General features: G+C 66.1%; 25 protein-coding genes. 16 read left to right on the top strand and 9 right to left on the bottom strand.

What is annotated here, in order from left to right; all coding sequences use genetic code 11:
- Nucleotides 1-108 precede the first annotated feature (108 nt).
- From AB0L82_RS10685 to AB0L82_RS10665, 5 genes are all read left to right on the top strand, one after another.
- The gene (locus AB0L82_RS10685; RefSeq protein WP_364633709.1) at nucleotides 109-879 is read left to right on the top strand and encodes an NAD(P)H-binding protein; all 771 of its coding nucleotides are present in this window, start codon (nucleotides 109-111) and stop codon (nucleotides 877-879) included.
- A gap of 183 nt (nucleotides 880-1,062) precedes the next feature.
- Nucleotides 1,063-2,634, top strand: coding sequence for a hypothetical protein (locus tag AB0L82_RS10680; protein WP_364633707.1), 1,572 nt, complete (start codon nucleotides 1,063-1,065; stop codon nucleotides 2,632-2,634).
- Nucleotides 2,631-3,281, top strand: coding sequence for a DUF305 domain-containing protein (locus tag AB0L82_RS10675; protein ID WP_364633705.1), 651 nt, complete (start codon nucleotides 2,631-2,633; stop codon nucleotides 3,279-3,281). The genes AB0L82_RS10680 and AB0L82_RS10675 overlap by 4 nt, the downstream gene beginning before the upstream one ends.
- Nucleotides 3,282-3,345: 64 nt before the next feature.
- Nucleotides 3,346-4,113, top strand: a complete 768-nt coding sequence (locus AB0L82_RS10670) for a glucose 1-dehydrogenase (RefSeq protein ID WP_364633703.1) — start codon at nucleotides 3,346-3,348, stop codon at nucleotides 4,111-4,113.
- 111 nt (nucleotides 4,114-4,224) lie between these two features.
- A complete protein-coding gene (locus AB0L82_RS10665) occupies nucleotides 4,225-4,971 on the top strand; it encodes a hypothetical protein (RefSeq protein WP_364633701.1) in 747 nt (248 codons plus the stop codon).
- A gap of 52 nt (nucleotides 4,972-5,023) precedes the next feature.
- On the opposite strand, the gene AB0L82_RS10660 is transcribed toward AB0L82_RS10665, so the two are convergent.
- Nucleotides 5,024-5,659: an HD domain-containing protein gene (locus AB0L82_RS10660; RefSeq protein WP_364633699.1), complete on the bottom strand. Its 636-nt coding sequence runs from the start codon at nucleotides 5,657-5,659 to the stop codon at nucleotides 5,024-5,026.
- 105 nt (nucleotides 5,660-5,764) lie between these two features.
- Here AB0L82_RS10660 and AB0L82_RS10655 point away from each other — a divergent pair, with 105 nt between their 5' ends.
- Complete coding sequence (locus tag AB0L82_RS10655; RefSeq protein WP_364635965.1) at nucleotides 5,765-6,709, top strand: DJ-1/PfpI family protein; 945 nt, start codon at nucleotides 5,765-5,767, stop codon at nucleotides 6,707-6,709.
- A gap of 10 nt (nucleotides 6,710-6,719) precedes the next feature.
- On the opposite strand, the gene AB0L82_RS10650 is transcribed toward AB0L82_RS10655, so the two are convergent.
- Genes AB0L82_RS10650 through AB0L82_RS10640 form a run of 3 tightly spaced genes read right to left on the bottom strand, consistent with a single transcriptional unit; the run spans nucleotide 6,720 to nucleotide 9,395 of the window.
- Nucleotides 6,720-8,009 (bottom strand): acyl-CoA dehydrogenase family protein, encoded by a 1,290-nt coding sequence (locus tag AB0L82_RS10650; RefSeq protein ID WP_364633697.1) that lies wholly within the window; start codon nucleotides 8,007-8,009, stop codon nucleotides 6,720-6,722.
- A 10-nt stretch (nucleotides 8,010-8,019) separates the two neighbouring features.
- Complete coding sequence (locus AB0L82_RS10645) at nucleotides 8,020-8,652, bottom strand: TetR/AcrR family transcriptional regulator (RefSeq protein ID WP_364633695.1); 633 nt, start codon at nucleotides 8,650-8,652, stop codon at nucleotides 8,020-8,022.
- Complete coding sequence (locus AB0L82_RS10640) at nucleotides 8,649-9,395, bottom strand: SDR family oxidoreductase (protein WP_364633693.1); 747 nt, start codon at nucleotides 9,393-9,395, stop codon at nucleotides 8,649-8,651. The genes AB0L82_RS10645 and AB0L82_RS10640 overlap by 4 nt, the downstream gene beginning before the upstream one ends.
- A gap of 182 nt (nucleotides 9,396-9,577) precedes the next feature.
- On the opposite strand from AB0L82_RS10640, the gene AB0L82_RS10635 reads away from it, so the two are divergent.
- On the top strand, nucleotides 9,578-11,758 hold the full coding sequence (locus tag AB0L82_RS10635) for a malate synthase G (RefSeq protein ID WP_364633691.1): 2,181 nt from the start codon (nucleotides 9,578-9,580) through the stop codon (nucleotides 11,756-11,758).
- 108 nt (nucleotides 11,759-11,866) lie between these two features.
- Here the strand turns inward: AB0L82_RS10635 and AB0L82_RS10630 are convergent, their stop codons facing one another.
- The 3 genes from AB0L82_RS10630 to AB0L82_RS10620 are packed head-to-tail and all read right to left on the bottom strand — an operon-like array spanning nucleotide 11,867 to nucleotide 13,472.
- Nucleotides 11,867-12,829 carry an NAD(P)-dependent alcohol dehydrogenase gene (locus tag AB0L82_RS10630; RefSeq protein ID WP_364633689.1) on the bottom strand — a complete coding sequence of 321 codons (963 nt, stop codon included), beginning with the start codon at nucleotides 12,827-12,829 and terminating at the stop codon, nucleotides 11,867-11,869.
- A complete protein-coding gene (locus tag AB0L82_RS10625; protein WP_364635962.1) occupies nucleotides 12,829-13,023 on the bottom strand; it encodes a helix-turn-helix transcriptional regulator in 195 nt (64 codons plus the stop codon). Before AB0L82_RS10625 ends, AB0L82_RS10630 begins: the two co-directional genes overlap by 1 nt.
- Before the next feature lie 23 nt (nucleotides 13,024-13,046).
- On the bottom strand, nucleotides 13,047-13,472 hold the full coding sequence (locus AB0L82_RS10620; RefSeq protein WP_364633687.1) for a hypothetical protein: 426 nt from the start codon (nucleotides 13,470-13,472) through the stop codon (nucleotides 13,047-13,049).
- A gap of 118 nt (nucleotides 13,473-13,590) precedes the next feature.
- Here AB0L82_RS10620 and AB0L82_RS10615 point away from each other — a divergent pair, with 118 nt between their 5' ends.
- The 8 genes from AB0L82_RS10615 (at nucleotide 13,591) to AB0L82_RS10580 (ending at nucleotide 18,610) form a co-directional block, all read left to right on the top strand.
- Complete coding sequence (locus AB0L82_RS10615) at nucleotides 13,591-13,878, top strand: hypothetical protein (RefSeq protein WP_364633685.1); 288 nt, start codon at nucleotides 13,591-13,593, stop codon at nucleotides 13,876-13,878.
- A gap of 166 nt (nucleotides 13,879-14,044) precedes the next feature.
- Nucleotides 14,045-14,170: a hypothetical protein gene (locus AB0L82_RS10610; protein WP_364633683.1), complete on the top strand. Its 126-nt coding sequence runs from the start codon at nucleotides 14,045-14,047 to the stop codon at nucleotides 14,168-14,170.
- Nucleotides 14,171-14,223: 53 nt separating this feature from the next.
- Nucleotides 14,224-14,769 carry an HNH endonuclease gene (locus tag AB0L82_RS10605; RefSeq protein ID WP_364633681.1) on the top strand — a complete coding sequence of 182 codons (546 nt, stop codon included), beginning with the start codon at nucleotides 14,224-14,226 and terminating at the stop codon, nucleotides 14,767-14,769.
- A 43-nt stretch (nucleotides 14,770-14,812) separates the two neighbouring features.
- On the top strand, nucleotides 14,813-15,079 hold the full coding sequence (locus tag AB0L82_RS10600) for a WhiB family transcriptional regulator (protein WP_364633679.1): 267 nt from the start codon (nucleotides 14,813-14,815) through the stop codon (nucleotides 15,077-15,079).
- 130 nt (nucleotides 15,080-15,209) lie between these two features.
- Complete coding sequence (locus tag AB0L82_RS10595) at nucleotides 15,210-16,820, top strand: substrate-binding domain-containing protein (RefSeq protein ID WP_364633677.1); 1,611 nt, start codon at nucleotides 15,210-15,212, stop codon at nucleotides 16,818-16,820.
- A gap of 117 nt (nucleotides 16,821-16,937) precedes the next feature.
- The gene (locus AB0L82_RS10590; protein WP_364633675.1) at nucleotides 16,938-17,357 is read left to right on the top strand and encodes a hypothetical protein; all 420 of its coding nucleotides are present in this window, start codon (nucleotides 16,938-16,940) and stop codon (nucleotides 17,355-17,357) included.
- Nucleotides 17,358-17,443: 86 nt separating this feature from the next.
- Nucleotides 17,444-18,148, top strand: a complete 705-nt coding sequence (locus AB0L82_RS10585) for a WYL domain-containing protein (RefSeq protein WP_364633673.1) — start codon at nucleotides 17,444-17,446, stop codon at nucleotides 18,146-18,148.
- Between the two features lie 84 nt (nucleotides 18,149-18,232).
- Entirely contained in the window at nucleotides 18,233-18,610 is a 378-nt protein-coding gene (locus AB0L82_RS10580) for a VOC family protein (RefSeq protein WP_364633670.1), read from the top strand.
- Between the two features lie 53 nt (nucleotides 18,611-18,663).
- On the opposite strand, the gene AB0L82_RS10575 is transcribed toward AB0L82_RS10580, so the two are convergent.
- Nucleotides 18,664-19,236 (bottom strand): TetR/AcrR family transcriptional regulator, encoded by a 573-nt coding sequence (locus tag AB0L82_RS10575; RefSeq protein ID WP_364633668.1) that lies wholly within the window; start codon nucleotides 19,234-19,236, stop codon nucleotides 18,664-18,666.
- Between the two features lie 118 nt (nucleotides 19,237-19,354).
- On the opposite strand from AB0L82_RS10575, the gene AB0L82_RS10570 reads away from it, so the two are divergent.
- On the top strand, nucleotides 19,355-20,374 hold the full coding sequence (locus tag AB0L82_RS10570; RefSeq protein WP_364633666.1) for an aldo/keto reductase: 1,020 nt from the start codon (nucleotides 19,355-19,357) through the stop codon (nucleotides 20,372-20,374).
- Nucleotides 20,375-20,483: 109 nt separating this feature from the next.
- On the opposite strand, the gene gcvP is transcribed toward AB0L82_RS10570, so the two are convergent.
- On the bottom strand, nucleotides 20,484-23,324 hold the full coding sequence (gene gcvP, locus AB0L82_RS10565; protein ID WP_364633664.1) for an aminomethyl-transferring glycine dehydrogenase: 2,841 nt from the start codon (nucleotides 23,322-23,324) through the stop codon (nucleotides 20,484-20,486).
- Nucleotides 23,325-23,369 lie beyond the last annotated feature (45 nt).

Genomic DNA, 23,369 nt, shown 5'->3' with positions numbered 1-23,369 from the left:
CTCCGCCACGGCCCGAGCATGCCAGGCGGAGAGCGCCATCGAGGCGTGGCGGTTGTCACCCGGTCGGGGTTATTGCCGGGTGGGATGGACGGGGAGTAGGTGTTGGGTATGGGGACAATTCTTGTTACCGGCGGGACCGGGGTGCTGGGGCGGGTAGTCGTCGAGCGGTTGCGGGCGGGCGGGCATGAAGTGCGCGTGCTTTCGCGGCAGTCGGGGGCCGGGACGCATGTGGGGGATCTCGTATCCGGAGCCGGGGTGGGCGCGGCGGCTGCGGGAGTGGATGCGATCGTGCATGCCGCCTCGAATGGCCGCAGGTTCGGGAATCCCGATGTGGCGCAGACGGATACGGTGATTCGGGCTGCCGCCGAGGCGGGAGTGGGGAACCTTGTCTATGTCTCGATTGTGGGAATCGAGCGGATTCCGTTCCGCTACTACCGGAATAAGGTCGCGTGCGAGCGACGGATAGCCGAAAGTGATGTGCCGCATACGATTTTGCGAGCTACCCAGTTTCACGAATTGATCGCCTCGGCGCTGTTCGCCGCAGGGCGGCTGCCGATTGCGCCATTGCCGTTGGATTTCCGATTTCAGCCCGTGTCCGCCGCCGAGGTGGCGGTGCGAACGGCCGAGTTGGCGACCGGAACACCGCTCGGATTCGCTCCGGATTTCGGCGGCCCGGAGGTGCTGACTTTGCGGGAGTTGATTGATATTTGGCGACAGGTTCATGCCCGCCCCCGGGCGGTTCCGATGCCGTTGCCGGGACGCGTCGCGAAGGGATTCCGGGCCGGGTTCAATACCTGTCCCGAGCACACCGATGGGACGCTGAGCTGGGCAGAGTACATCAAGACCGCCGTGCGCGACCCGTACGCCGCCGAGAAGTAGCCCCGCACGCGATCCCGACCCTCGATCCGGCTCGATCGAGCCGGTTTCGAGAACTCGTTCAGGGCGGACCTACCGAGCAGTCAGTTTATGGGTTACGGTTCCGAGACGTAACCGTGACCACACTGCATACCCCTGTGTGCGGGCCGTCACGATGGCAGCTTCTGAGGGAACGGGGGCACCGCGATGAGGCGGTTCTCGGGAATGCGACGGTCCGCAGGGCTTTTCGCGGCGGCGCTATTGGGCGCGGCCATGCTGCCGATGAGTGGGGCATCGGCGGATCTGACGGACGATATCGGCAACGCGGTACAGCAATTCCTCGATGTGGGACGCACCTCGGTACCGCGCGCGGACTGCGGGCCGGATTCATTGCCGGAAAGCGGAATGCAGGGCGATGTGCCCGCCGCGGACCGCAATAGCGGGCGCAGCACGCAGGGGTACCGCTGCAATATCTCGTTCGTCGGCGGATACGTCGGCAAGGGCGCGGGCATCACCTCGACCACCTTCGAACACTGCTCGTACACCGGGTCGATGTTCCCGGGCAATATTCTCGGCCCCGCCCAGGGCGTGCAGGTACTCGATGTCTCGGATCCGGCGAATCCGGTGGTGACCGCCAGCCTGACCGAACCCGCCATGCTGGCGGGCACCTGGGAATCACTCAAGGTCAATACCGAGCGAAAACTATTGGTGGGCACCGGCGTTCCGGTCGGCACCGGTGCGGGCTATCTGTCGGTGTACGACATCTCCGATTGCGCGCATCCGCGCCTGTTGAATCCGGGCGCGGGCACGAATCTGCTCATGCCTATTCCGATCACCACCCACGAGGGCGGCTTCTCCCCGGACGGCCGCACCTATTGGGCCTCGGGCATCGCCCCCGGTTTCGTGAGCGCCGTCGATCTCACCGATCCGGCCAACCCGCACGTGATCTGGCAGGGCCTGACCGGTATCGAGGCGCACGGCTTCGGCATCAGCCCGGACGGCAATCGCATGTACCTCTCGGCGCTGGGCGGATTCACCACCCTCGATATCAGCGCGGTACAGCGGCGCGATCCGAATCCGCAGGTCAACCATATCGGCCGGGTATTCTGGGCGGACGGCTTCGCCACCCAGCACAGCATTCCGGTCACCTATGACGGCAAGCCGTACCTGTTCACCGCCGATGAGGGCGGCGCGGGCGGAGTGAAGCTCATCGATATCTCCGATGACACCAATCCGAAGGTCGCCGCCAAGATCAAGCTGGAGATCAACCTGCTGGAAAACCAGGATTCGGCCATGGCCTCATCCATGGGCGGGTCGGTGTTCTCCTACGACGCGCACTATTGCGCCGCGGACCGGCCCGATAATCCGACCGCCCTGGCCTGCGGCTGGGAGGAGTCCGGGATTCGCGTCTTCGACGTGCGAGATCCGTTCCACGCCAAGGAGATCGCGTACTACAACCCGCCCGCCCACACCGGCCGGAATCTGGAGCTGTGGAATTCCCCGCATGCGCTGGCGTCGATCATCGGGGTGCCCGGACTGCAATTCCCGTCCGCGGCCCGGGCCATTCTCGAGGGCAAATTCGATCCGGCACAGGCGCTTTCGTCGCGCACCGGCATGGTCGCCTTCGGTGACCTGTCCACCGACTGGTGTTTCGCCCCACCGGAATGGCACGGCAGTCAACTGTGGACCACCTGTAATGACAACGGCTTCATGGTGTTGCAGCTCGCCGACGATATCTACACCCCGCCCGCCGATCAGCATTCGATCGTGGGTTCATGATGACCGATCGCCGGGTACGCGTCGCCGTCATGGCCGTGCTGGCCGTGCTGCTGTGCGGCGCGGGAATGCTGCTGCGCCCGCTGGTGATTCCCGATAACGAGTCGGCCCCGGCGGTGCTGAATCCGACCGAGATCGGATTCACCCAGGACATGCTGGCGCATCATCAGCAGGCGCTGGTCATGGTGCAGCGGTTGGACACCGGCGTCGATCCGTCCATTCGGCAACTGGCACAGCAGATCTCCGATACCCAGCGCGTGGAGATCGGCACCCTGCTCGGCTGGTTGCGCCTGGCCAATGCCTCACCGACCAATCCGCATCCGATGTCCTGGATGAGCGCAATGGATATGCCCGCCGGACACGATCACGCGTCCATGGCGAGCAGCGCCGCGACCACCATGCCCGGTATGGCGACCATGCCCGAGCTCGATGCCCTCTCCGCCGCCAAGGGTTCGGACGCGGAATCGCTTTTCCTGCAACTGATGCTGCGTCACCACACCGGCGGCGTCGGCATGGCCAAGGACGCCGATAAGCTCATCGGCTCCGGGCCGGTGAAGGAATCGGCCCGCGCCATGATCACCGAGCAGTCGCAGGAGGCGGGCATCATGACGCTGCTGCTGGCCCAGCGCGGTGTCCAGCCGCTGTCATGAGAGTCCCACTGACCGGACGGAAAGCCTTGACTCGGGCAATGACCCCCTCGGTATGGTCGGCACCATGAGCTTGGCGGGACGGGTAGCACTGGTCACCGGTAGCGGGCGCGGTATCGGCCGCGCCATCGCACTGGCCTTGGCCGAGGACGGCGCGGATGTGGCGGTGAACTACCGCTCCGATGCCGAGTCCGCGGCCGAAACCGTCGCCGCCATCGAGGCTTTGGGCCGGCGCGCCATCGCCGTACAGGCCAGCGTGGATTCGGTCGAGGACGACGAGCGGATGGTGGACCACATCATCGACGAGTTCGGCCATATCGATCTGCTGGTCAACAATGCCGGAATCGCCAGTCGCGGACGGTTCGTCGCCGACACCGATCCGGCCGAAATGCTGCGGGTGCTGTCCACGCACGCGCTCGGGGCGCACCATATCTCGCGACTCGTATTGCCCTCCATGCGATCTCAACCGCGCGGCGACATCATCATGATCTCCAGTGTCGCGGCCACCTCGTACGCGCCCGGCGGCGCGCCGTACACCATGGCGAAGGCCGCCCTGGAGGCGCTCGCGTTCACCCTCGCGAAAGAGGAACGCGCCCACGGCATTCGAGTCAACGTGGTCGCGCCCGGGCTGGTCGACACCGAGATGGGCCGCCGGTTGGTCAAAGCGGTCACCGGCAAGGACGACATTCGCGCCCTGGACGCACACTCCCCCTTCGGCCGGGTCTGCCGCCCCGAGGACATCGCCGATACCGTCCGCTTCCTGGTCTCACCGCGGGCCGAATACCTCACCGGTCAGAAGCTGACCGTCGACGGCGGCGGCGGAAACGTCGGCTGAGCACCGTTCGGCTGTGGAACTTCTCACTCGGTAACCCGGGTGCTGCGCCCCGCCGCCCGGCGTTATCGTCGAGAGGTTGATCGACGACGTGAACGGAAGGGCCTCGGCAGCATGACCATTCCGCTGGATACGCTCACCATTCCCGACCATATCCACGGCTACCCCGAGCTGGCCTTCGGCGGCTATGTGGCGGGCATGCTCGCGGCACGCAGCGCCGCACCCACCGTCCGGGTCGACTTCCGCCGCGCGGTCGGCATCGCCACCCCGGTACTGCTCGCCGCCGAGGATGGGCACGCGAGGCTCACCGCCCCGGACGGCACCCTGCTGGTCGAAGCCGCCCCGGCAGTGCTCGATATCGATGTCCCGCCCACCCCGTCCTGGGCCGAAGCGAAGACTGCGACCGAGACGGCGCTGTCCTCGCCCCACCGGAAAGTCAGCGACTGCTACGGCTGCGGTGTGGCCTGTGCACCGGGCCGGGGCGTACGGCTGTTCGCGTGGGCCGTGCCCGAACGCCGCGTACTGACTGCCGCCTGGACCCCCGATCCCGGGCTCGCCGCCGAAAACGGTGAGCTGACAACGGAATCGGTCTGGTCCGCACTGGATTGCCCGGGCGGGCTCGCGGCCTGGATCTACTCCGGTATGGCACCGGGCGCGTTCACGGCCGCGCTGACCGCGACCCAATTCCAGCCGATCCACGCGGGCGCGGAGTACATCTCCCATGCCTGGCCGATCAGCGGCGAAGGACGTAAACACACTGTCGGCGTAGCGCTTTCGACGCCGGAGGGCGAGCTGTGCGCGGTCGCCGAGGCGCTCTGGATCGAACCGCGCATCGCCCAACCCGACGCCAGCTGGACCTAGGCACCGTCGAGAGGTGTGGATCCCGGCCAAGCACGCCGGGATGACGGGGCCGCTACTCCGGCCAGGCCGAGTTCTCGATTACCTCCACGAAATTTGTGCGGGTGAAACCGGGCGAGAAGCGTTCCAGGACATCGGCTTTGACATTGCCGAAAGTGGTGGCCGGGCGGTCGGCGATACCCTCGGTGAAGGCGGCCAGGATGCGGCGCTTGAAGTCCGGCCGAGGATGCTCGGCCACCACGGCGGCGCGGGCTTCGGCGGGGAGGTCGCCGTAGCCGATGCCGAGGACGTCGTATTCGACACCCGCGGTGACCAGGGCGATTTCCGGGGCCATATGGGCGGGGATCTCCGGGGTGGTGTGCAGTGCGATGGCGGTCCAGACGGTGTCGGCGGCGGATGCGGGGATGCCGTGCGCGAGCAGGAACTCGCGGGCCTGATCCGCGCCGTCGATTTCGAAGCGCTGATCGGTGGTGCGGTATTTCTCGGTGAGCCCGAGGTCGTGGAACATGGCTCCGACGTAGAGCAATTCGGGGTCGTAGGCGAGGCCGCGGCGCTCGCCCTGGAGTGCGCCGAACAGGTAGACGCGGCGGGAGTGGTCGTAGATCAGCGGGGTCGCGACATCACGCACCAGTTCGGTGGCCTCGGTCGCGAGACGGCTGTCGGGGATCTTGATATCGGCGATGCGAGTCATGAATAGAGCATCGGCCGCACACCCACTCCGCCGCCGTGTCCATATGGCCACACACCCCACAGATTTGGCCATTACCATCGAGGTGTGCCGCCTAAGAAGATCGCCATGCTCGCCTACGACGGGGTGCGGCTGCTCGATGTCACCGCCCCGCTCGAAGTGTTCAGCACCGCAATCGAATTGGGCGCGGACTATGAGCTGCGGGTCTTTTCGCCCACCGGGGATCCGGTGACGACCTCGGTCGGAGCCTCCCTGGGTGTCGGCGGTTCATTCGCCGAGGTCACCGATGCGCACACCGTGCTGGTTCCCGGCTCCCCGAGGCTGCCCGCCGCACCCGCCCCGGCCGAATTACTGGATGCCGTAGGCGAACTCGCGGATTCCGATCGGCAGATCGCCTCGATCTGCACGGGCGCGTTCGCCCTGGCCGCCACCGGCCTGCTGGACGGCCGCCGCGCCACCACACATTGGCGGCACGCCGCGACCCTGGCCCGCGCCTATCCCCGCATCACCGTCGAGCCCGATGCCCTGTACGTCCGGGACGGCCGGGTCCTCACCTCGGCGGGCGTGAGCGCGGGCATCGATCTATCCCTGGCCATGGTGGAAGCCGACGCGGGTACCGAATTGGCCCGCGAAGTCGCCCGTGACCTGGTGGTCTTCCTGCAACGCCCGGGCGGACAATCGCAATTCTCCGCCGCCTCGCGGATCGCCCGTCCCCCGCACGATCCGCTGCGGGCGCTACTGGACGACATCGTCGCGGACCCGGCGGCCGATCACGCACTGCCCACGATGGCCGATCACGCGGCACTCAGCGTGCGGCAGCTGACCCGGCTGTTCCGTGAACACCTCGGCACCACCCCGGCCGCCTTCGTGGAGACGGTCCGGCTCGAAGCGGCGCAGGCGCTGTTGGAGGCGGGCGAGTCCGTCACCCAGGCGGCCCGCCGATCCGGCTTGGGCAGCGATGAATCGCTGCGCCGAGCCTTCCTGCGCCATCTGGGAGTCACGCCCTCGGCCTACCGCACCCGATTCCGCACCGCCCAGCCCGAAACACACTGACCCGCAGCGGTTACAGATTCCCGACCGTATGCTCCAGGCGCTGGGCGACCAGTTCCCGCGCCTGCTCACGTAGCGCGGGCCGGAAACCGCTGGGGTACACCGGATCCCCGGGCGCGTAGGTCTTGAGCACCTCTTTGGCGAGGGTGATCTTGTGCACCTCGGTGGGGCCGTCCGCGATCGCCATGACCTGCGCGTAATTCATCATGTCCACGAACGGCAGATCGGTGCTGACGCCGATCGCACCGTGCAGATGCATGGCGCGCTGGGCGATATCGTGCATGACCTTCGGCATCGCGACCTTGATGGCAGCGATGTCATGGCGCACCTTGCGGTAGTCCTGCTCCTGATCGATGCGCCACGCGGTGCGCAGTACCAGCAGCCGGAATTGCTCCATCTCGATCCAGGATTCGGCGATCTTCTCCTGCGTCATCTGCAAGCCGCCGAGCACACCCTTGCGCATGGGCCGCGATACCGCGCGCTCGCACATCATGTCGAATGCCTTGCGCACCATGGCGACCGTGCGCATGGCGTGATGCACGCGGCCGCCACCGAGGCGGGTCTGGGCGACGATGAAGCCGAGCCCCTCGGCACCCAGCAGCGCGTCCGCGGGTACGCGCACATCGGTGAAGCGCAGATGCCCTTCGTTCTCGCTGAAGCCCGGCACGGTGAAGTTCCGCACGATCTCGAGACCGGGAGCGTCCGCGGGCACGATGAACATGGACAGCCGCTTATGCGGTTCGGCCTCGGGATCGGTGACGACCATGACGATGTGGAAGCTGGCGAATTCGGCGGCCGAGTTGAACCACTTCTCACCATTGATGACCCACGAATCACCATCGCGCACAGCGCGGGTCTTGAACGCGGTCGGATCGGAGCCGCCGGTGGGCTCGGTCATGACGTAGCAGGAGCCGATCTCACCGTCGAGCAGCGGCTGGAGGTACTTGGCCTTCTGCTCGGGCGTGCCGAAGTGCGCGAGGATCTCGGCGTTACCGGAATCCGGTGCCTGACAACCGAATACCAGCGGAGCCCACTTCGAGGTGCCGATCACCTCGTTGAGCAGCGCCAGTTTCACCTGACCGTAGCCGGGGCCGCCGAGCTCCGGGCCGAGGTGGCAGGCCCACAGCCCCTGCTCTTTCACCTTCTCCTGCAACGGTTTCATCAGCGCCCGGATCTCCGGGTTCTTGCGGTCGTAGGGCTCCGGGTAGAGCAGATCCAGGGGCTCGACCTCGGCGCGCACGAACTCCGCGACCCAGTCCAGCTTCTTCTGATATTCCGGGTCGGTTCCGAAATCCCAAGCCATGGTCAGCCTTTCATTTGTTGTCGGCCGGTGCCGCGACACCGTCGAAGATGGTGGTGGTGAGAATGTCCGCGATCTGATCGGGGGTGTACTCACCGTCGTCGCGGTACCAGGCGCTGACCATATTCAGCATGGCCACAACGCTTTTGGTGATGACGTGATCGTTGGTGCGGAGCAGGCCCGCCGCGTAACCGTCGTCGACGACGCGCTGCCAGGCGCGCTGGATGCCGTCACGCAATATCTGAAGGTCGGCGGCGCGTTCGCCGGTGAGCGCACCGGCGTCGCGCAGTGCGATGGTGACCTCGTGCCGGTGTTCGACGATGAGCCGCACATGAGTGCGAATCAGGTTGCGCAGCTTGGTGACCGGATCATCGGGGCCGTCCGCGATCGCGACGGCGGCATCCAGCATGAGCTGGGTGTAGCCGCGCCGGATCTGGAAGAGCAATTCCTCCTTGGACCCGATGTGGTAGTACAGCGCACCGCGTTGCACCCCGGCCCGGTCGCCGATCTCGGCCACACCGGTCGCGTGGAACCCCTTTTCCGCGAACAGTTCCATGGCCGCGCGCGTGATCCGCTCCAGGGTCTCCCCCGGATTCACCTCCGAGGCGGGCGGACGGCCGCGACGGCGGACCGGTTCGACGGTCATCGCCAGCCACCGTCCAGAGCCAGTGTGGCCCCGGTCGCGAAAGCCGAAGCGTCGGAGGCGAAGAACAGTGCCGCGCCGACGATATCGGCGGGTGTTCCGATCCGCCGTAGCGCGGTGTGCTCCCCCAGCGCCTCTTTCATCCCGGGCGGCCAGGCTTTGGCGATATCGGTATCGAACGGCCCGCAGCGAATGGTGTTGACCCGCACCGCCGGTCCATAGGTGTGCGCGAGCCCGCCTGACAGTGCCTCCAGACCGGCTTTGGCGGCGGCATAGGGCACGGCCATCGGCTCGGGATGGGTGGCCTCCATCGAGGAGATATTGATGATCGATCCGGCACCGGCGGCCGCCATCCGCGCGCCGATCACCGCCGACAATCGGAACGCGCCCTTGAGATTGGTGCCGATGATCTTGTCGAACATGGCTTCGGTGACCTGATCCAGGCTCGGATACAGCAGCGACATGCCCGCGTTGTTGACCAGCACATCCACCCGCTCGAACTCGGCATAGACCGTGTCCACGAGTGCGTCGCAGTGTTCCCATACGCCCACGTTGCAGGCCACCGGCAGCGCCCGGACCCCGTATTTCTCCCGCACGGCGGTGGCGAGTGCGTCACACGCCTCGACCTTGCGGCTGGCGATCACCACGTCGGCGCCCGCTTCGGCGAAGGCCAGCACCATCTCGCGGCCCAGTCCCCGACTACCGCCGGTGACCACACAAACCTTGCCGGACAAGGGCTTTCCCATGGGCCGCACCTTCGCGTTCGCTCGCGGACATTAATGTTCCGCTCAGTACATTAAATGTACCGGACGATACAATCAAGGTCCCGGCTCGCCCGGAAATCCCAGGCCGCGAACGCCTGCCCCATACCCGCGAGTAACATGACGGGCGTACTTTTTGACCCGGCTTTCTCGAAACGAGGCAGTAGATGACAGAGCGGATTCAGGTCGGCGGGCTCCAGGTCGCGCGCGTTCTTCACGATTTCGTGGAAAACGAGGCTCTTCCCGGTACCGGCGTAGACTCCGCCGCGTTCTGGTCGGGCGCCGAGAGTGTGATCAACACCCTGGCTCCCCGTAACCGTGCTCTGCTGGCAGAACGCGACGACATCCAGGCCAAGATCGACGAGTGGCACCGCGCCAACCCCGGCGCCGGCTACGACAAGGCTGCCTACAAGCAGTTCCTCACCGAGATCGGCTACCTGCGTCCCGAACCGGCCGATTTCCAAATCGGAACCGAGAACGTGGACGCCGAAATCGCCACCCAGGCAGGCCCGCAGCTGGTCGTGCCGGTGATGAACGCCCGCTTCGCCATCAACGCGGCGAACGCGCGCTGGGGCTCGCTGTATGACGCCCTCTACGGCACCGATGCCATCTCCGAGGCCAATGGCGCGGAAAAGGGCAAGGGCTACAACAAGGTTCGCGGTGACAAGGTCATCGAATGGGCCCGCAATTTCCTCGACGACGCGCTGCCGCTGATCACCGGATCGCACCTGGGCACCAGCAAGTACGCCATCGTCGACGGCGAACTCGAGGTCACCCTCGAGGACGGCACCGATATCGGGCTGGCCGACGGTGACGCGCTGGTCGGCTACCTCGGCACCCCCGAGGCCCCGACCTCGCTGCTGTTCAAGCACAACGGGCTGCACATCGAGATCCAGTTCGATCCCGAATCTCCGGTCGGCTCCACCGATGACGCCGGTATCAAGGACGTCGTGCTGGAGTCCGCGGTCACCACCATCATGGACTTCGAGGATTCGGTCGCGGCCGTGGACGCCGAGGACAAGGTCCTGGGCTACCACAACTGGCTGGGCCTGATGAAGGGCGATCTGGCCGAGAAGGTGTCCAAGGGCGGCAAGACCTTCACCCGCACCATGAACCCGGACCGGGTCTACACCGCGCTCGACGGCAGTGACCTTGTGCTGCACGGCCGTTCGCTGCTGTTCGTGCGCAACGTGGGTCATCTGATGACCTCGGACGCCATTCTCGACAAGGACGGCAACGAGGTGCCCGAGGGCATTCTCGACGGCCTGTTCACCGTGCTGATCGCCAAGCACGCGCTCAATGGCGATACCCAGCTGAAGAACACCCGCACCGGCTCGATCTACATCGTGAAGCCGAAGATGCACGGTCCCGACGAGGTCGCCTTCACCAACGACCTGTTCGCGGCCATCGAGGATGTCGTGGACGTGCCGCGCAACACCCTCAAGGTCGGCATCATGGATGAGGAGCGCCGCACCACGGTGAACCTCAAGGCGTGCATCCATGCCGCCAAGGATCGCGTGGTGTTCATCAACACCGGCTTCCTGGACCGCACCGGCGATGAGATCCACACCTCCATGGAGGCCGGGCCGATGGTCCGCAAGGCCGAGATGAAGGCCCAGCAGTGGATCAAGTCCTACGAGGACTGGAATGTCGACACCGGTATCGCCGCGGGCCTGCCCGGTAAGGCGCAGATCGGCAAGGGCATGTGGGCCATGCCCGATCTGATGGCCGATATGCTGGCCCAGAAGATCGTGCACCCCAAGGCCGGCGCCAACACCGCCTGGGTCCCCTCGCCCACCGCCGCCACCCTGCACGCCACCCACTACCACCTGGTGGACGTGTTCAAGCGCCAGTCCGAGATCGCCAAGGGCGGCCCCCGCGCCACCGTCGACGAAATCCTCGAGATCCCGCTCGCCCAGGACACCAACTGGACCGCGGAGGAGAAGCAGCAGGAGCTGGACAACAACTCCCAGGGCATCCTCGGCTACGTGGTGCGCTGGATCGATCAGGGCGTCGGCTGCTCCAAGGTGCCCGACATCAAGGACGTCGGCCTCATGGAAGACCGTGCCACCCTGCGCATTTCGAGCCAGCAGGTCGCCAACTGGCTGCGCCACGGCATCGTCACCGAGGCAGAGGTCATCGCCTCCCTCGAGCGCATGGCCCCCATCGTCGACCAGCAGAACGCCGGCGACTCCTCCTACCACGCCATGGCCGTCGACTTCGAAGCCTCCATCGCCTTCCAAGCCGCCAAGGAACTGGTCCTGGAAGGCACCAAGCAGCCCAACGGCTACACCGAGCCCATCCTGCACCGCCGCCGCCGCCAGGCCAAGGCCCAGAAGTTCCTCTGACGCGTCAGCGAACCGAATAACACAAACCCCCGATCGGCTTGTCCGATCGGGGGTTTCGCTTCTCGCGGGGATGAAGCCGCCGACCAGGAAGAGGACGACGATCCCGCGCTAGGCGATGGTCAGGGCGATCTTGCCCCTGGGGTGGCCGGTGATCAGGTAGTCGATGGCGGCGGGAGCGTCGGGGAGAGCGAAGGTGCGGTCGATGTGTGGGCGCCATGCGCCTGCTGTCGCGAGTTCGGCTACGTCCCTGAGGGTTTCGGGTTTGGGGAGGGATATCAGGCCCGCCAGGCGGTGTTTCACGAATGGGGAGCCTAGTTGGGCTCGGAGGGTGCGGCCGGTGCCGCCGAACCAGGGGCCGCCGCCTTCACCGCCGCCGACCACCAGGGTGCCGGTCGGCGTCAGCAGGGCGCGGAGTTCGGGGAGCGGGCGGTTGCCCGCCATATCGAGGATGTAATCGTAAGTGCCGGTGAGGGATTCGCGTTTGTAGTCGATCACCTTTGCCGCGCCTAGCGAGGTTACGAATTCCGCGGAGTCGCCGCTGCACACCCCGGTGACGTGGGCTCCGAGGTGGCGGGCCAGTTGTACCGCGAGATGGCCGACGCCGCCGCTGGCGCCGATTATCAGTACATTCCAGCCGGATTCGACGCGGCCCACATCGCGGAGACCGATCAGCGCGGTCATACCCGAGATCGGCAGGGTGGCGGCCTCCAGGAAATCCAAGTTCTCGGGCTTGGGCTGGAATTTCGATTCGGCGGCGCAGGCGTATTCGGCGAAGGAGCCGCCGGTGGTACCGAAAACCTCATCGCCGCGCACGAATCGGGTGACATTCGCACCGACCGCCTCGACGACCCCCGAAACATCCCACCCGCGAATCGTTTCCTTGGGCCGCCGCAGGCCCAGCGCCGCCCGCGCGATCAGCGGACGCCCGGTCATGATGTGCCAGACACCGGGGTCGACCCCCGCCGCGTGCACGCGAATCATCACCTCGCCCGGACCCGGTTTCGGGGTTGGGACATCCGCGTAGGCGAGCATATCGACGGTGCCGTAGGCGTGCTGGGTGATGGCCTTCATCAAGATTCTTCTTCCGGGTAATCGAATACATCGTCCAGGGATGCTTGGAACACCCTGGCGATCTGGAATGCCAATTCCAGCGAGGGCGAATACTTGCCCTGCTCAATGGCATTGACGGTTTGACGGGTGACGCCGATCCGATCTGCGAGTTCACCCTGGGTCATCTCGCCGGTCGAAAAGCGCAGCGCGCGAATATTATTGGTGACGCGAGTGGGTTTCACCACGGCCAGTAGCCCCGCCGGTAGGCGATGACCTTGGCGATGGAACCGACCACCGCCGACAGCGTGAAGCCGAGGTAGATCGCGTTCGCGATCCAGAACCGCTCGGCATCGGCCATGGTCAGCAGCAATGCTCCGGCCGCGCCCAGCACCACGAACGCATTGCCGACCAGCGACCCCATGCGGTCGATCTCCCGATCACGCTGATCCTTGCGATCACCGTCGCGCGCGGCGATCGATACGCCGATGGTCGCCACGATCGACACCAGGATCGAGGCCCCGACCGCCCACAGCAGCGGTGCGATGTAACCCACTCGCGCCAGCCCATCGGAATGCGATCGCGTCAATATCACGACCAGGTAGATCAGATACGAGACAACGGCCGCACCCCCGAGGATCCAGGTGCGCTTCTCTTCGAACGGCATACGCTCAGAGTAAAGAAAACACGACACGATGTAAAGAATCTTTTACATCACCCGACCTTCCCAGGAATGTTGGTCACCTCGGGCGTGAAACCGCATGCGGTGCTGTTGGATTGACCTCATGGACAACACTTCGAGGGGCGAAGTCTTCCGCATCGAGGACGCCTCCGGAATCGCCGACCGTCGCATCCGCGATTTCGGCGAATCGGTCGAGCGGGTCGCGGCGGCGGCACAGACCGCCAAGGAGTCACCGACTCCTTTCACCCTCACCGCACTCTCGGTCGATGAGCTGGGCGAACTGGGCGTGCGCCGCATCAGCGTCGGCGGTGGCCTGGCCCGCCTCGGCGCCGACTGGGTGAGCGCCGCCACCGATATCGCTCGCCACGGCACCTTCGCGGGACTGCGCTAGCGAGGCAGATCACCGAATCACCGGAACAAAGACGCGATGCGGGCCGTTATCCAATCAGGCTCCCACAAAAATGAGCCGACAACGGCATGTACGTTGTGCCACCATGAGTTTCGACGATGATCGCTCGGCCTGATCGGCCGTAAGCAGCAGGAAGGAGGAGGCGGCAATGAATCCGGTATTCCCCGAACAGTATTCGAATCCGACGGGAGCGCGAGCTCGACTCGCGGACGATCACTCGCACGGCGAGCACGGCATCAGCCGGAAGATCGACCGCCTCCGGGTGCTCGCGTAAGCACCGTCCTTTTCCTTCCTGTTCTGCCCTCTTCACGAAACATGGTGACTCCCATGCCGTTCCGTCAATCCGAAGACCCGGAGATACACGCCGACAACTGGATACACACCGGTGTGCTGCTGCTCAACGCCTCCTTCGAGGCGCTGACCGAGATCCGCGCCGACCGCGCGGTGGTGCTGCTGTTGAGCGGCGCCGCCGAATCGGTGCAGGACCGGCAGCCGCACTTCCCGATCCGCTCGAAGCAGTTGGAGCTGTTGCTCCCGGAAACCATCCGGCTCAACCGCTACATCTACCTCGAACACCGGATCCTGGTGCATGACGACGACAGCCGAGCCACCCTCGCCGCCATCCTGCGGCGCGACAACTACCGCTGCGGTTACTGCAGCGGCTGGGCGCGCACCGTCGACCACATCCGCCCGCGTTCCAAGGGCGGCCCGAACACCTGGGCCAACCTGATCGCCGCGTGCGGTCCCTGCAACACCACCAAGGCGGACCGGACTCCCGAGGAGGCCGGTATGCCGCTGCTGTGGGAACCCAAGGCCCCCAACGAGATGCAGAAAAGGCAGCGTCAGGTCTGGAAGGACCTGGCCGCCTCGTAAGAAGAAACCATCGCGCGTGATCGGAACGAAAGGAGCACATCCGATGACGAATACCGCAGTTCAGGAGCAGACGCTGGCGGATCTGCTCCCAATTTCCGACTCCGCCAACTACTGGCAGCACGCGGCCTGCAAGGGCGACCCGAACCATGAGGCATGGTTCCCGTTCCCCTCGCAGGACTTCGATTACGCACGCGGCATCTGCGCGGGCTGCCCCATCCGCCGCGAGTGCGGTGAGTTCGCCACCCGCACCGGCCAGTCCGGTGTCTGGGGCGGGCACGAGTACGACCGCGGCACCCGCGTCCGCGACTAGAGCGGATCTTGTGACGGCCATCCCTGCCCTGGTGGGCGGGGGTGGCCGTCCCGCTACATAGACTGAGCGCGTGGGTACTCATCGCGCCGCTGGCGGGTCACGAGGTGTCAGCAGAGGACCGGTTGTCGTAGTGGTAGCGGTGATAGTGCTGGTGCTAGCCGTCGTCGGCTGGATCTGGTTGCAGCAGCGCTCCAAGGATAAGGACAGCGCCGCGGCGTCCTCCTGTGCCGGGGGCGCGGTCACCCTCAATGTGACCGTCGATCCGGATATCGTGGCCCCGGTCAAGACCGCTGCCGAACGGTACAACCAGACCAAGCCCATCGTGCGCGATCACTGCGCCCAGGTGGCGGTGAATCCGCAACCCTCCGCGGCCATGATCGCCGCGTTCACCTCGACAAATCCCTGGGATCCATCGCTGGGCGCACAACCGGCGCTGTGGATTCCGGACTCCTCGCGCTCGATCGAATTGATGCGCGTACCCGGGCTCATCGGCGGCACCCCCGCACCGGTCGCGGTCAGCCCGATCGCGCTGGCGGTTCCGGATCAACTGCGCCAGGCGATGGAGACCGCACAGGTGCACTGGGCGGATCTGGCCAGGCTGCAACAGGGTTCGCTGAGCGATATCGGGCTCACCGCGTGGGGCGGTCTCAAACTGGCCATGCCCGGCGGAGACTCCGCGCTCGCGGTGGCGGCGGCCGTCGGCTCCGGCGTCTCGGGCACCGATCCCCTGGACGAGAACGCGGTGCGTTCGGGACAGGTGATCTCGGCGGTCTCACTGCTGGCCGCGAACGCGCCGTCGGTGAAGGACACCCAGACCGCGCTCGCGGATCTGGCCACCGCCGATCCGTCCGCACCGGTGCACGCCGTCCCGGCCACCGAGCATCAGATTCGAGCGCGTAACGGGCTCAGCGCTTTTCGGCCCTCGGAGAACGGTCCGGTCGCCGATTTCCCGGCGGCGCAGATCACCGGAGCCTGGGTCGATCAGACCCAGAATTCGGTGGCCGGACTCTTCGCCGATTTCCTGCGCGCGCCCGAACAGTCGAAGTTGTTCACCGACAACGGTTTCGGAGCAGCGCCGCCCAATACCGCCACGGTCGCGGCCAAAGCCGTGCTGACCCAGCTGCAACAGATCCTGACGCATCCGGTGCTCGGCGTGAGTTCGACTGTGCTGCTGGATGCTTCGTCCTCCATGAGCACGCTCGACGGTGCGACCACCCGTCTGGCCAATGCCGGTGTCGCCGTGCAATCGACCATGGGCGTCATGCCGCCGGAGTTCGGGCTGGGCGTGTGGGAGTACGCCAAGAGCCTCGACGGTCAGAACCCGTACAAGATACTGACCCCCACCGCACCGCTGACCGATGCCCAGCGCACCGCGATCACCCAATCGCTGAGCACGGTCACCGCCGACGCCTCCAAAACCGATCGCACCTACCCCACCATCGAGGCCGCTTACCGCAACGCGGTGAGCAATTACGCCAAGGCACGCAGCAATACGATTCTGTTGATCACCGACGGTCCGGAGGACGACTCCCCCGTCACCGGCGATCAACTGCTCGCCGATATCGCCGCGGCGGGCGATCCCGCGCATCCGGTGCGGGTGGATGTGATCGTCATCGGCGGTCCCGGCACCCAGACCCTGCAAACCCTGGCCCAGCGCACCGGCGGCACCTATACCAAGGTCGCCTCCAGCAATGATCTGGCATTCGGTACGGCCGTCTCGAAAGCACTGACTACACCCTGACCAGTGCCTATACCCGGCTGTGCGCCTACTGCTCCGGCATGTCGCCACAATGTTGCCGCAACCCGGTGCAAGATCGAAGCAGGTTATGCGTGCTTCATCGACATCGAAGGGGTTCCCATGGCGCACAGCACGGATACGGACACCGGCCATTCGGTTCGGCAGGGTGTCGCGGCAGGCACCTCCATCGCCGCGGGTGTGCTGCTGCTGGTGGTCGGCGTGCTCTCGATCCTCCAAGGCATTTCCGCCGCCGCCTCGGATGATCTGCTGATCGTCGGCACCAACGATTACATCTACAAGTTCAACACCTCGGCCTGGGGCTGGATCCACATCGTCATCGGCGCGATCGTGGTGCTCACCGCCATCGGCCTGCTCACGGGCGCGACCTGGGCCCGGGTGGCGGCCATCATCATCGCGGCGATCTCGATCGTGGAGAACTTCCTGTGGCTGCCGTACTACCCGGCGTGGTCGCTGCTGATCATCGCGCTGGACGTGGTGATCATCTGGGCCATCTCGACCTGGAAGCCAGCCACCAAATAGTCCGAAATACCGTTCGAAAACTCGGCGCCCCATCGCCACTGGCGATGGGGCGCTTTGTTGTCGGTGCCCAGCTCTACTGTGGGTCTGTGAACCGCACTGATCGGCTCTACGCGATCGTCGAGGACCTGCGCGCCATCGCACCGAGATTGCGCACCGCGCGCGAACTCGCCGATCGCTACGAGGTCAGTACCCGGACCATCGAGCGCGATATCAGCGCGCTCCAGCAATCCGGGGTCCCGATCTACGCCGATGTCGGGCGGCGCGGCGGCTACGCCCTCGACAAGCGAATGTCCCTGCCGCCGTTGAATTTCACCGCCGCCGAATCGGTGGCCCTCGCGGTCGCCCTGGAACGCAGCCTCGACAGCCCGTTCGCGAACGCCGGGCGCAGCGCTCTACGCAAGATCCTGGCGGCGATGCCGGAACCCGATGCCGCCTCCGCACGCGAACTGGTCGGCCGCGTCGGACTCATCGAGCGCACCGAAACCGGTATCGCACAGGGCATTCCGCCCCTCGTCGAGGACGCGGTGCGCCTGCGCCGCGTCCTCGAATTCGGCTACTCCGACGCCGCGGGCGCGATCACCCACCGTCGCGTCGAACCCATGCTGCTCCTGCGCAGCAAGAACGGCTGGTGCGTGGTGACCTGGTGCCGGCTGCGCGAGGCCGCCCGCGTCTTCCGCGTCGATCGCATGTCCGACATAACCCTGACCGACGAGCCCATGCCCGCACGCACCCTGGAGAGCTGCGACCTGGATCTGCCCGATCACAAACTCCGCATCATCGCTTTCGGATAGGCCCGGAAACACCGACAGGGGGTTGTCGCCGGGCCGCGAGATCGTAAGCGAGTAAGCCGCCCGACACACATCCACGGAGGATCCATGACCGCCCCCACGCCCAACTCCGTCGCCTGGTTCCAGATCGGCAGCGATCAGCCCGAACAGCTCAAATCCTTCTACGCCGGTCTGTTCGGCTGGAACTACACCTCCGATCCCGACTTCGACGGCAACTACGACCTGGTCAGCTACCCCGGAATCCCGCAACCGCGCGGCGGCATAGCCCGAGTCCACGACAGCTCGGCCAACCACGCCATCTTCTCGGTCCTGGTCACCGACGTCGCCGCCACCATCGCCGCCGCCGAAAACCTCGGCGCAAAAGTCCTGGTCCCCCTCACCACCACCAAGAGCGGCCTGACCTTCGCCGAACTCCGCGACACCGCCGGTAACCACTTCGGCATCTTTACCCCGGCGCAGGCGTAGTCGGCAGAGCGTCGGGCCGGGCATCACACCGGCCCGGCCCGACGCTCGGGTGTTCAGCGTCCGAGTCCCGCGATGAGCAATGCGACCATGTGGCGGGCGTCGTAGTCGGCGTTGCCGCCCGCGCCGACGCAGAGGTTTCCTACGCCTCGCATCAGCTCGAAAGCTCTTACGTCCGATCGGATTTCACCCGCTTCGACGGCGACGGCGAGCAGGTGCTCGCACACGGGGACCAGTCGTTCGATGAAGTAGGCGTGCAGGGTTTGGAAGGCCGAGTCGTCGGACTGTAAGGCTTCGGCAAGACCGTGTTTGGTGACCAGAAAGTCAACGAAAAGATCGATCCAGCCGCGCAACGCCTCGTATGGGGTGGCACTGGTGGCCAGCAGCTCCGGACCGGCCGCGGCGCAGGCTTCGACCTGGTGGCGGTATACGCCGACGATGAGGTCCGCTCGGGTGGGGTAGTGCCGGTAGATGGTGCCGACACCGACGCCGGCTTGGGCGGCGATATCGCGGACCGGCACGTTGACACCGGATGCGATGAAGGCGGCGGCGGCCGCATCCAGCAGGGTTTCCGCATTTCGGCGGGCATCGGCCCGCTTACGTGGCGTCTCGGATCCAGTTTCGGCCACGGCACCTCCTCGAGCGCTCTTGGCAAACGGAACAATGTTCCGTATGTTGGTTTTCGGAACGTTGTTCCGTTTAACGAGGGTAGCGCACCCTCGATTCCATCGCTTCGAGGAGAACCGCATGCAGTACCGCACCTTGGGCAGCACCGGCGTACAGGTCAGCACCCTCGCACTGGGCGCGATGAACTTCGGCAGTATCGGGCGCACCACCCAGGACGACGCCACCGCCATCGTCGACGCGGCGCTGGCAGCCGGGATCAATCTCATCGACACCGCCGACCGGTACAGCGACGGCGAATCCGAAAGACTTGTCGGCCAAGCCATTTCCGGTCGACGCGACGATATCGTGCTGGCCACCAAGGCGACCATGCCCATGGGCGAGGAGCGCAACCATCGCGGCGGCTCCCGCCGCTGGCTCGCCACCGCCCTGGACGATTCCCTGCGCCGCCTGGACGTGGACCATATCGACCTCTACCAAATGCACCGCTGGGACCCGGCCACCAGCGATGAGGAAACCCTCTCGGCCCTCACCGATTTCCAGCGCGCGGGCAAAATCCGCTACTTCGGCTCCTCCACCTTTCCGGCCTACCGCATCGTGCAGGCCCAGTGGGCGGCCCGGGAACATCACCTGACCCGCTATGTCACCGAACAGCCCGGCTACTCGATCCTGCAGCGCGGCATCGAAACCCATGTGCTGCCGGTGACCGAGCAGTACCGCATGGGCGTGCTGGTCTGGAGTCCCCTGGCCTCGGGCTGGCTATCCGGCGCGATCCGCGCGGGCAGCGAAATCACCACCAGCCGTTCGCAATTCATGCCCGATCGCTTCGACACCGGCACCCCCGTCAACCGCGCCAAACTCGATGCGGTCGAACAGCTCGCGAAACTGGCAGACCAGGCCGGTCTGACCCTCATCCAACTGGCGCTGGCCTTCGTCACCACGCACCCCGCCGTGACCAGCGCCATCATCGGCCCCCGCACCCTGGACCACCTGCACTCCCAGCTGGCCGCCGCCGACACCGTCCTATCCCCCGACCTACTCGACGCGATCGACGCGATCGTCCCGCCCGGCACCGACCTCGCCCCCGCCGAAAAGCACGACACCCCACCGGCCCTGCTCGATCCGGCCCTGCGCCGCCGCTGACTCACCGGTCGATATCGGCGAATGGCGTGCACAGACCACCCGCCGAATACCCGGGATATGCCAGCGCCCCACCGGAAAACCGGTGGGGCGCTTCACATATCGACCCGGATCAGTCGGTGTAGGAGTCGATCGGCGGGCAGGAGCAGACCAGGTTACGGTCACCGTACGCGCCGTCGATGCGACGAACCGAGGGCCACACCTTGGCGCGGGCGCTGTGCAGACCCCGCGGGTAGACGGCGGTTTCGCGGCTGTAGGGGTGGTTCCAGTCGCCGACCAGGCATTGCGCGGTGTGCGGGGCCCCGCGCAGCGGGTTGTCCTCGACCGGCCAGACGCCCGCCTCGACCTGATCGATCTCACCCTTGATGGCGATCATGGCCTCGATGAAAGCATCGATCTCTTCGAGGTTTTCGCTCTCGGTGGGCTCCACCATGAGGGTGCCCGCGACCGGGAAGCTCATGGTGGGGGCGTGGAAGCCGTAGTCCGCCAGTCGCTTTGCCACATCGTCGACGGTGACGCCGGTGCGCTTGGTGATCTCGCGCAGATCCAGGATGCACTCGTGCGCGACCATGCCGTTGTCACCGGTGAACAGCACCGGGAAGTGCGGATCCAACCGGCGTGCAATGTAATTCGCCGATGCGATGGCGGTCAGGGTGGCACGGCGCAGGCCGTCCGCGCCCATCATGCGGATATAGGACCAGGTGATCGGCAGGATCGACGCGGAGCCGTACTTGGCGGCCGAGACCGCCTGCGAACCCGCTTCCAGCGGATCACCGGGCAGGTACTGCGCGAGGTGTTCGCGCACCGCGACCGGGCCGACGCCGGGACCGCCGCCGCCGTGCGGGATGCAGAAGGTCTTGTGCAGGTTCAGGTGGCTGACATCGCCGCCGAAACGGCCCGGACGGGCAACGCCGACAAGGGCATTGAGGTTCGCGCCGTCGACGTACACCTGACCGCCCGCATCGTGCACCATGGCGCACAGTTCGGCGACCTCGTGCTCGTACACGCCGTGCGTGGACGGGTAGGTGATCATGATGCAGGCCAGCCGATCGGCATGGTCGGCGATCTTGGCGCGCAAATCGTCCAGGTCGACGTCACCGTTCGCGCGGGTCTTGACGACCTCCACGCGCATACCGACCATGGCCGCCGATGCCGCATTGGTGCCGTGCGCGCTGGACGGGATCAGGCACGTATCGCGATGCGTATCACCGCGATCGAGGTGGTAGCGCCGAATCGCGAGCAGGCCCGCGTACTCACCCTGGCTACCGGCGTTGGGCTGCAACGACACCCGGTCATACCCGGTGACCGCGGACAGCCAGCCCTCGAGATCCTCGATCAGCCGGATCAGGCCCGGTGCGTCCTCGACGGGCGCGTACGGATGCACCCGATTGAACCCCGGCCAGGTGATGGACTCCATCTCGGCGGCGGCATTGAGCTTCATGGTGCACGAGCCCAGCGGAATCATGCTGCGGTCCAAGGCAATATCCTTGTCCGACAGCGACCGCAGATACCGCATCATGGCGGTCTCGGTCCGGTACCGGGTGAACGCGGGATGCGTCAGCATCTCCGAGGTCCGGTTCTCGATATGCGGGCGCTGCTTACCGTGGAAGAGCGCGCCCTCCGGGCCGACCGGGATCTCCGCGCCGAAGCAGTCCAGCACCGCCACCACGTGCGCGTCGGTGGTCGCCTCATCGCAGGCGATGCCGACATGATCGGCGTCGACCAGGCGCAGGTTGATCCCCGCGCCCTTCGCCTTGGCCACAATGGCTTCCGCACCGCCCGGCACATTCACCAGCACGGTGTCGAAGAAGCTCTGATGCACGACCGCGTCGCCGAGCCCGGCGGCCAGCCACTGCGCATGCCCGTGCACCCGCCGCGCGATGGACTTGAGCCCGTCCGCACCGTGGTACGAGGCGTACATGGCGGCCACGATGGCCAGCAGCACCTGCGCGGTGCAAATGTTGGAGGTCGCCTTCTCCCGGCGAATGTGCTGTTCACGGGTCTGCAGCGCGAGCCGGTAGGCGGTATCGCCGTCCGCGTCCACCGAGACGCCGACCAGACGCCCGGGCAGCTGCCGCGCGTGCGCGGTGCGCACCGCGAGGTATCCCGCATGCGGCCCGCCGAATCCGAGTGGCACACCGAAGCGCTGGCTGGTCCCGAAGCAGGCGTCCGCGCCCTGCTCTCCCGGCGAGGTGAGCAGCGTCGCCGCGAGCAGATCCGCGCCGACCGCGACGAGAGCCCCACGCGCATGGGCGGTTTCGATGACGGCGGTCCAGTCGACGATCTTGCCGGAGGCTCCCGGCTGCTGCGCGATCACGCCGAAGAAGTCACCCTCGGGCAGTTCCCCACCGGACAGATCGGCCTCGACGATCTCGATTCCCAGCGGTTCGGCCCGGGTGAACAGCACGGTCCGGGTCTGTGGGAAGAGATCTGAGTCGATGAGCAGCCGCTGCGATTTGCTCGACCGATTGGCCCGCTGCAACAGCGTCATGGCCTCGGCCGCGGCGGTGGCCTCGTCCAGCATGGACGCGTTGGCCACATCCATCCCGGTCAGATCGGACACCATGGTCTGGAAGTTGAGCAGGGCTTCGAGCCGCCCCTGGCTGATCTCCGGCTGATACGGCGTGTACGCGGTGTACCAGGCCGGATTCTCGATGAGATTGCGCACCAGCACCGGCGGGGTGAGGGTGTCGTAGTACCCCAGCCCGATCATGGTGGTGGCCACCGTATTCGACCCGGCCAGCGCGGCCAGCGCGTCGAGCGCCTCGTGCTCGTTCACCGCGGGCGGCAGTGCGTCCAGGCCATTGGCCCCGTCGCTGTCCAGAATGCTGGCCGGGATGGCCTTGGCGGCGAGTTCGTCCAGCGATTCCACACCGACGGTCGCGAGGATGCGCTCGAGTTCGCCGCTGTCGGGTCCGATATGGCGGTCGGCGAAGGATCGAGTCCAGGTCACGGCTGCTCTCCAAAGGGGTGGGCGGGGGTCGGCCCGGTGGCCGAC

Origin of the sequence: Nocardia sp. NPDC052001 (assembly GCF_040680615.1) — a bacterium.
Classification (GTDB): domain Bacteria; phylum Actinomycetota; class Actinomycetes; order Mycobacteriales; family Mycobacteriaceae; genus Nocardia.
The sequence above is the reverse complement of the archived record's forward strand: the minus strand, read 5'-3'. Positions and strand labels throughout refer to the sequence as shown.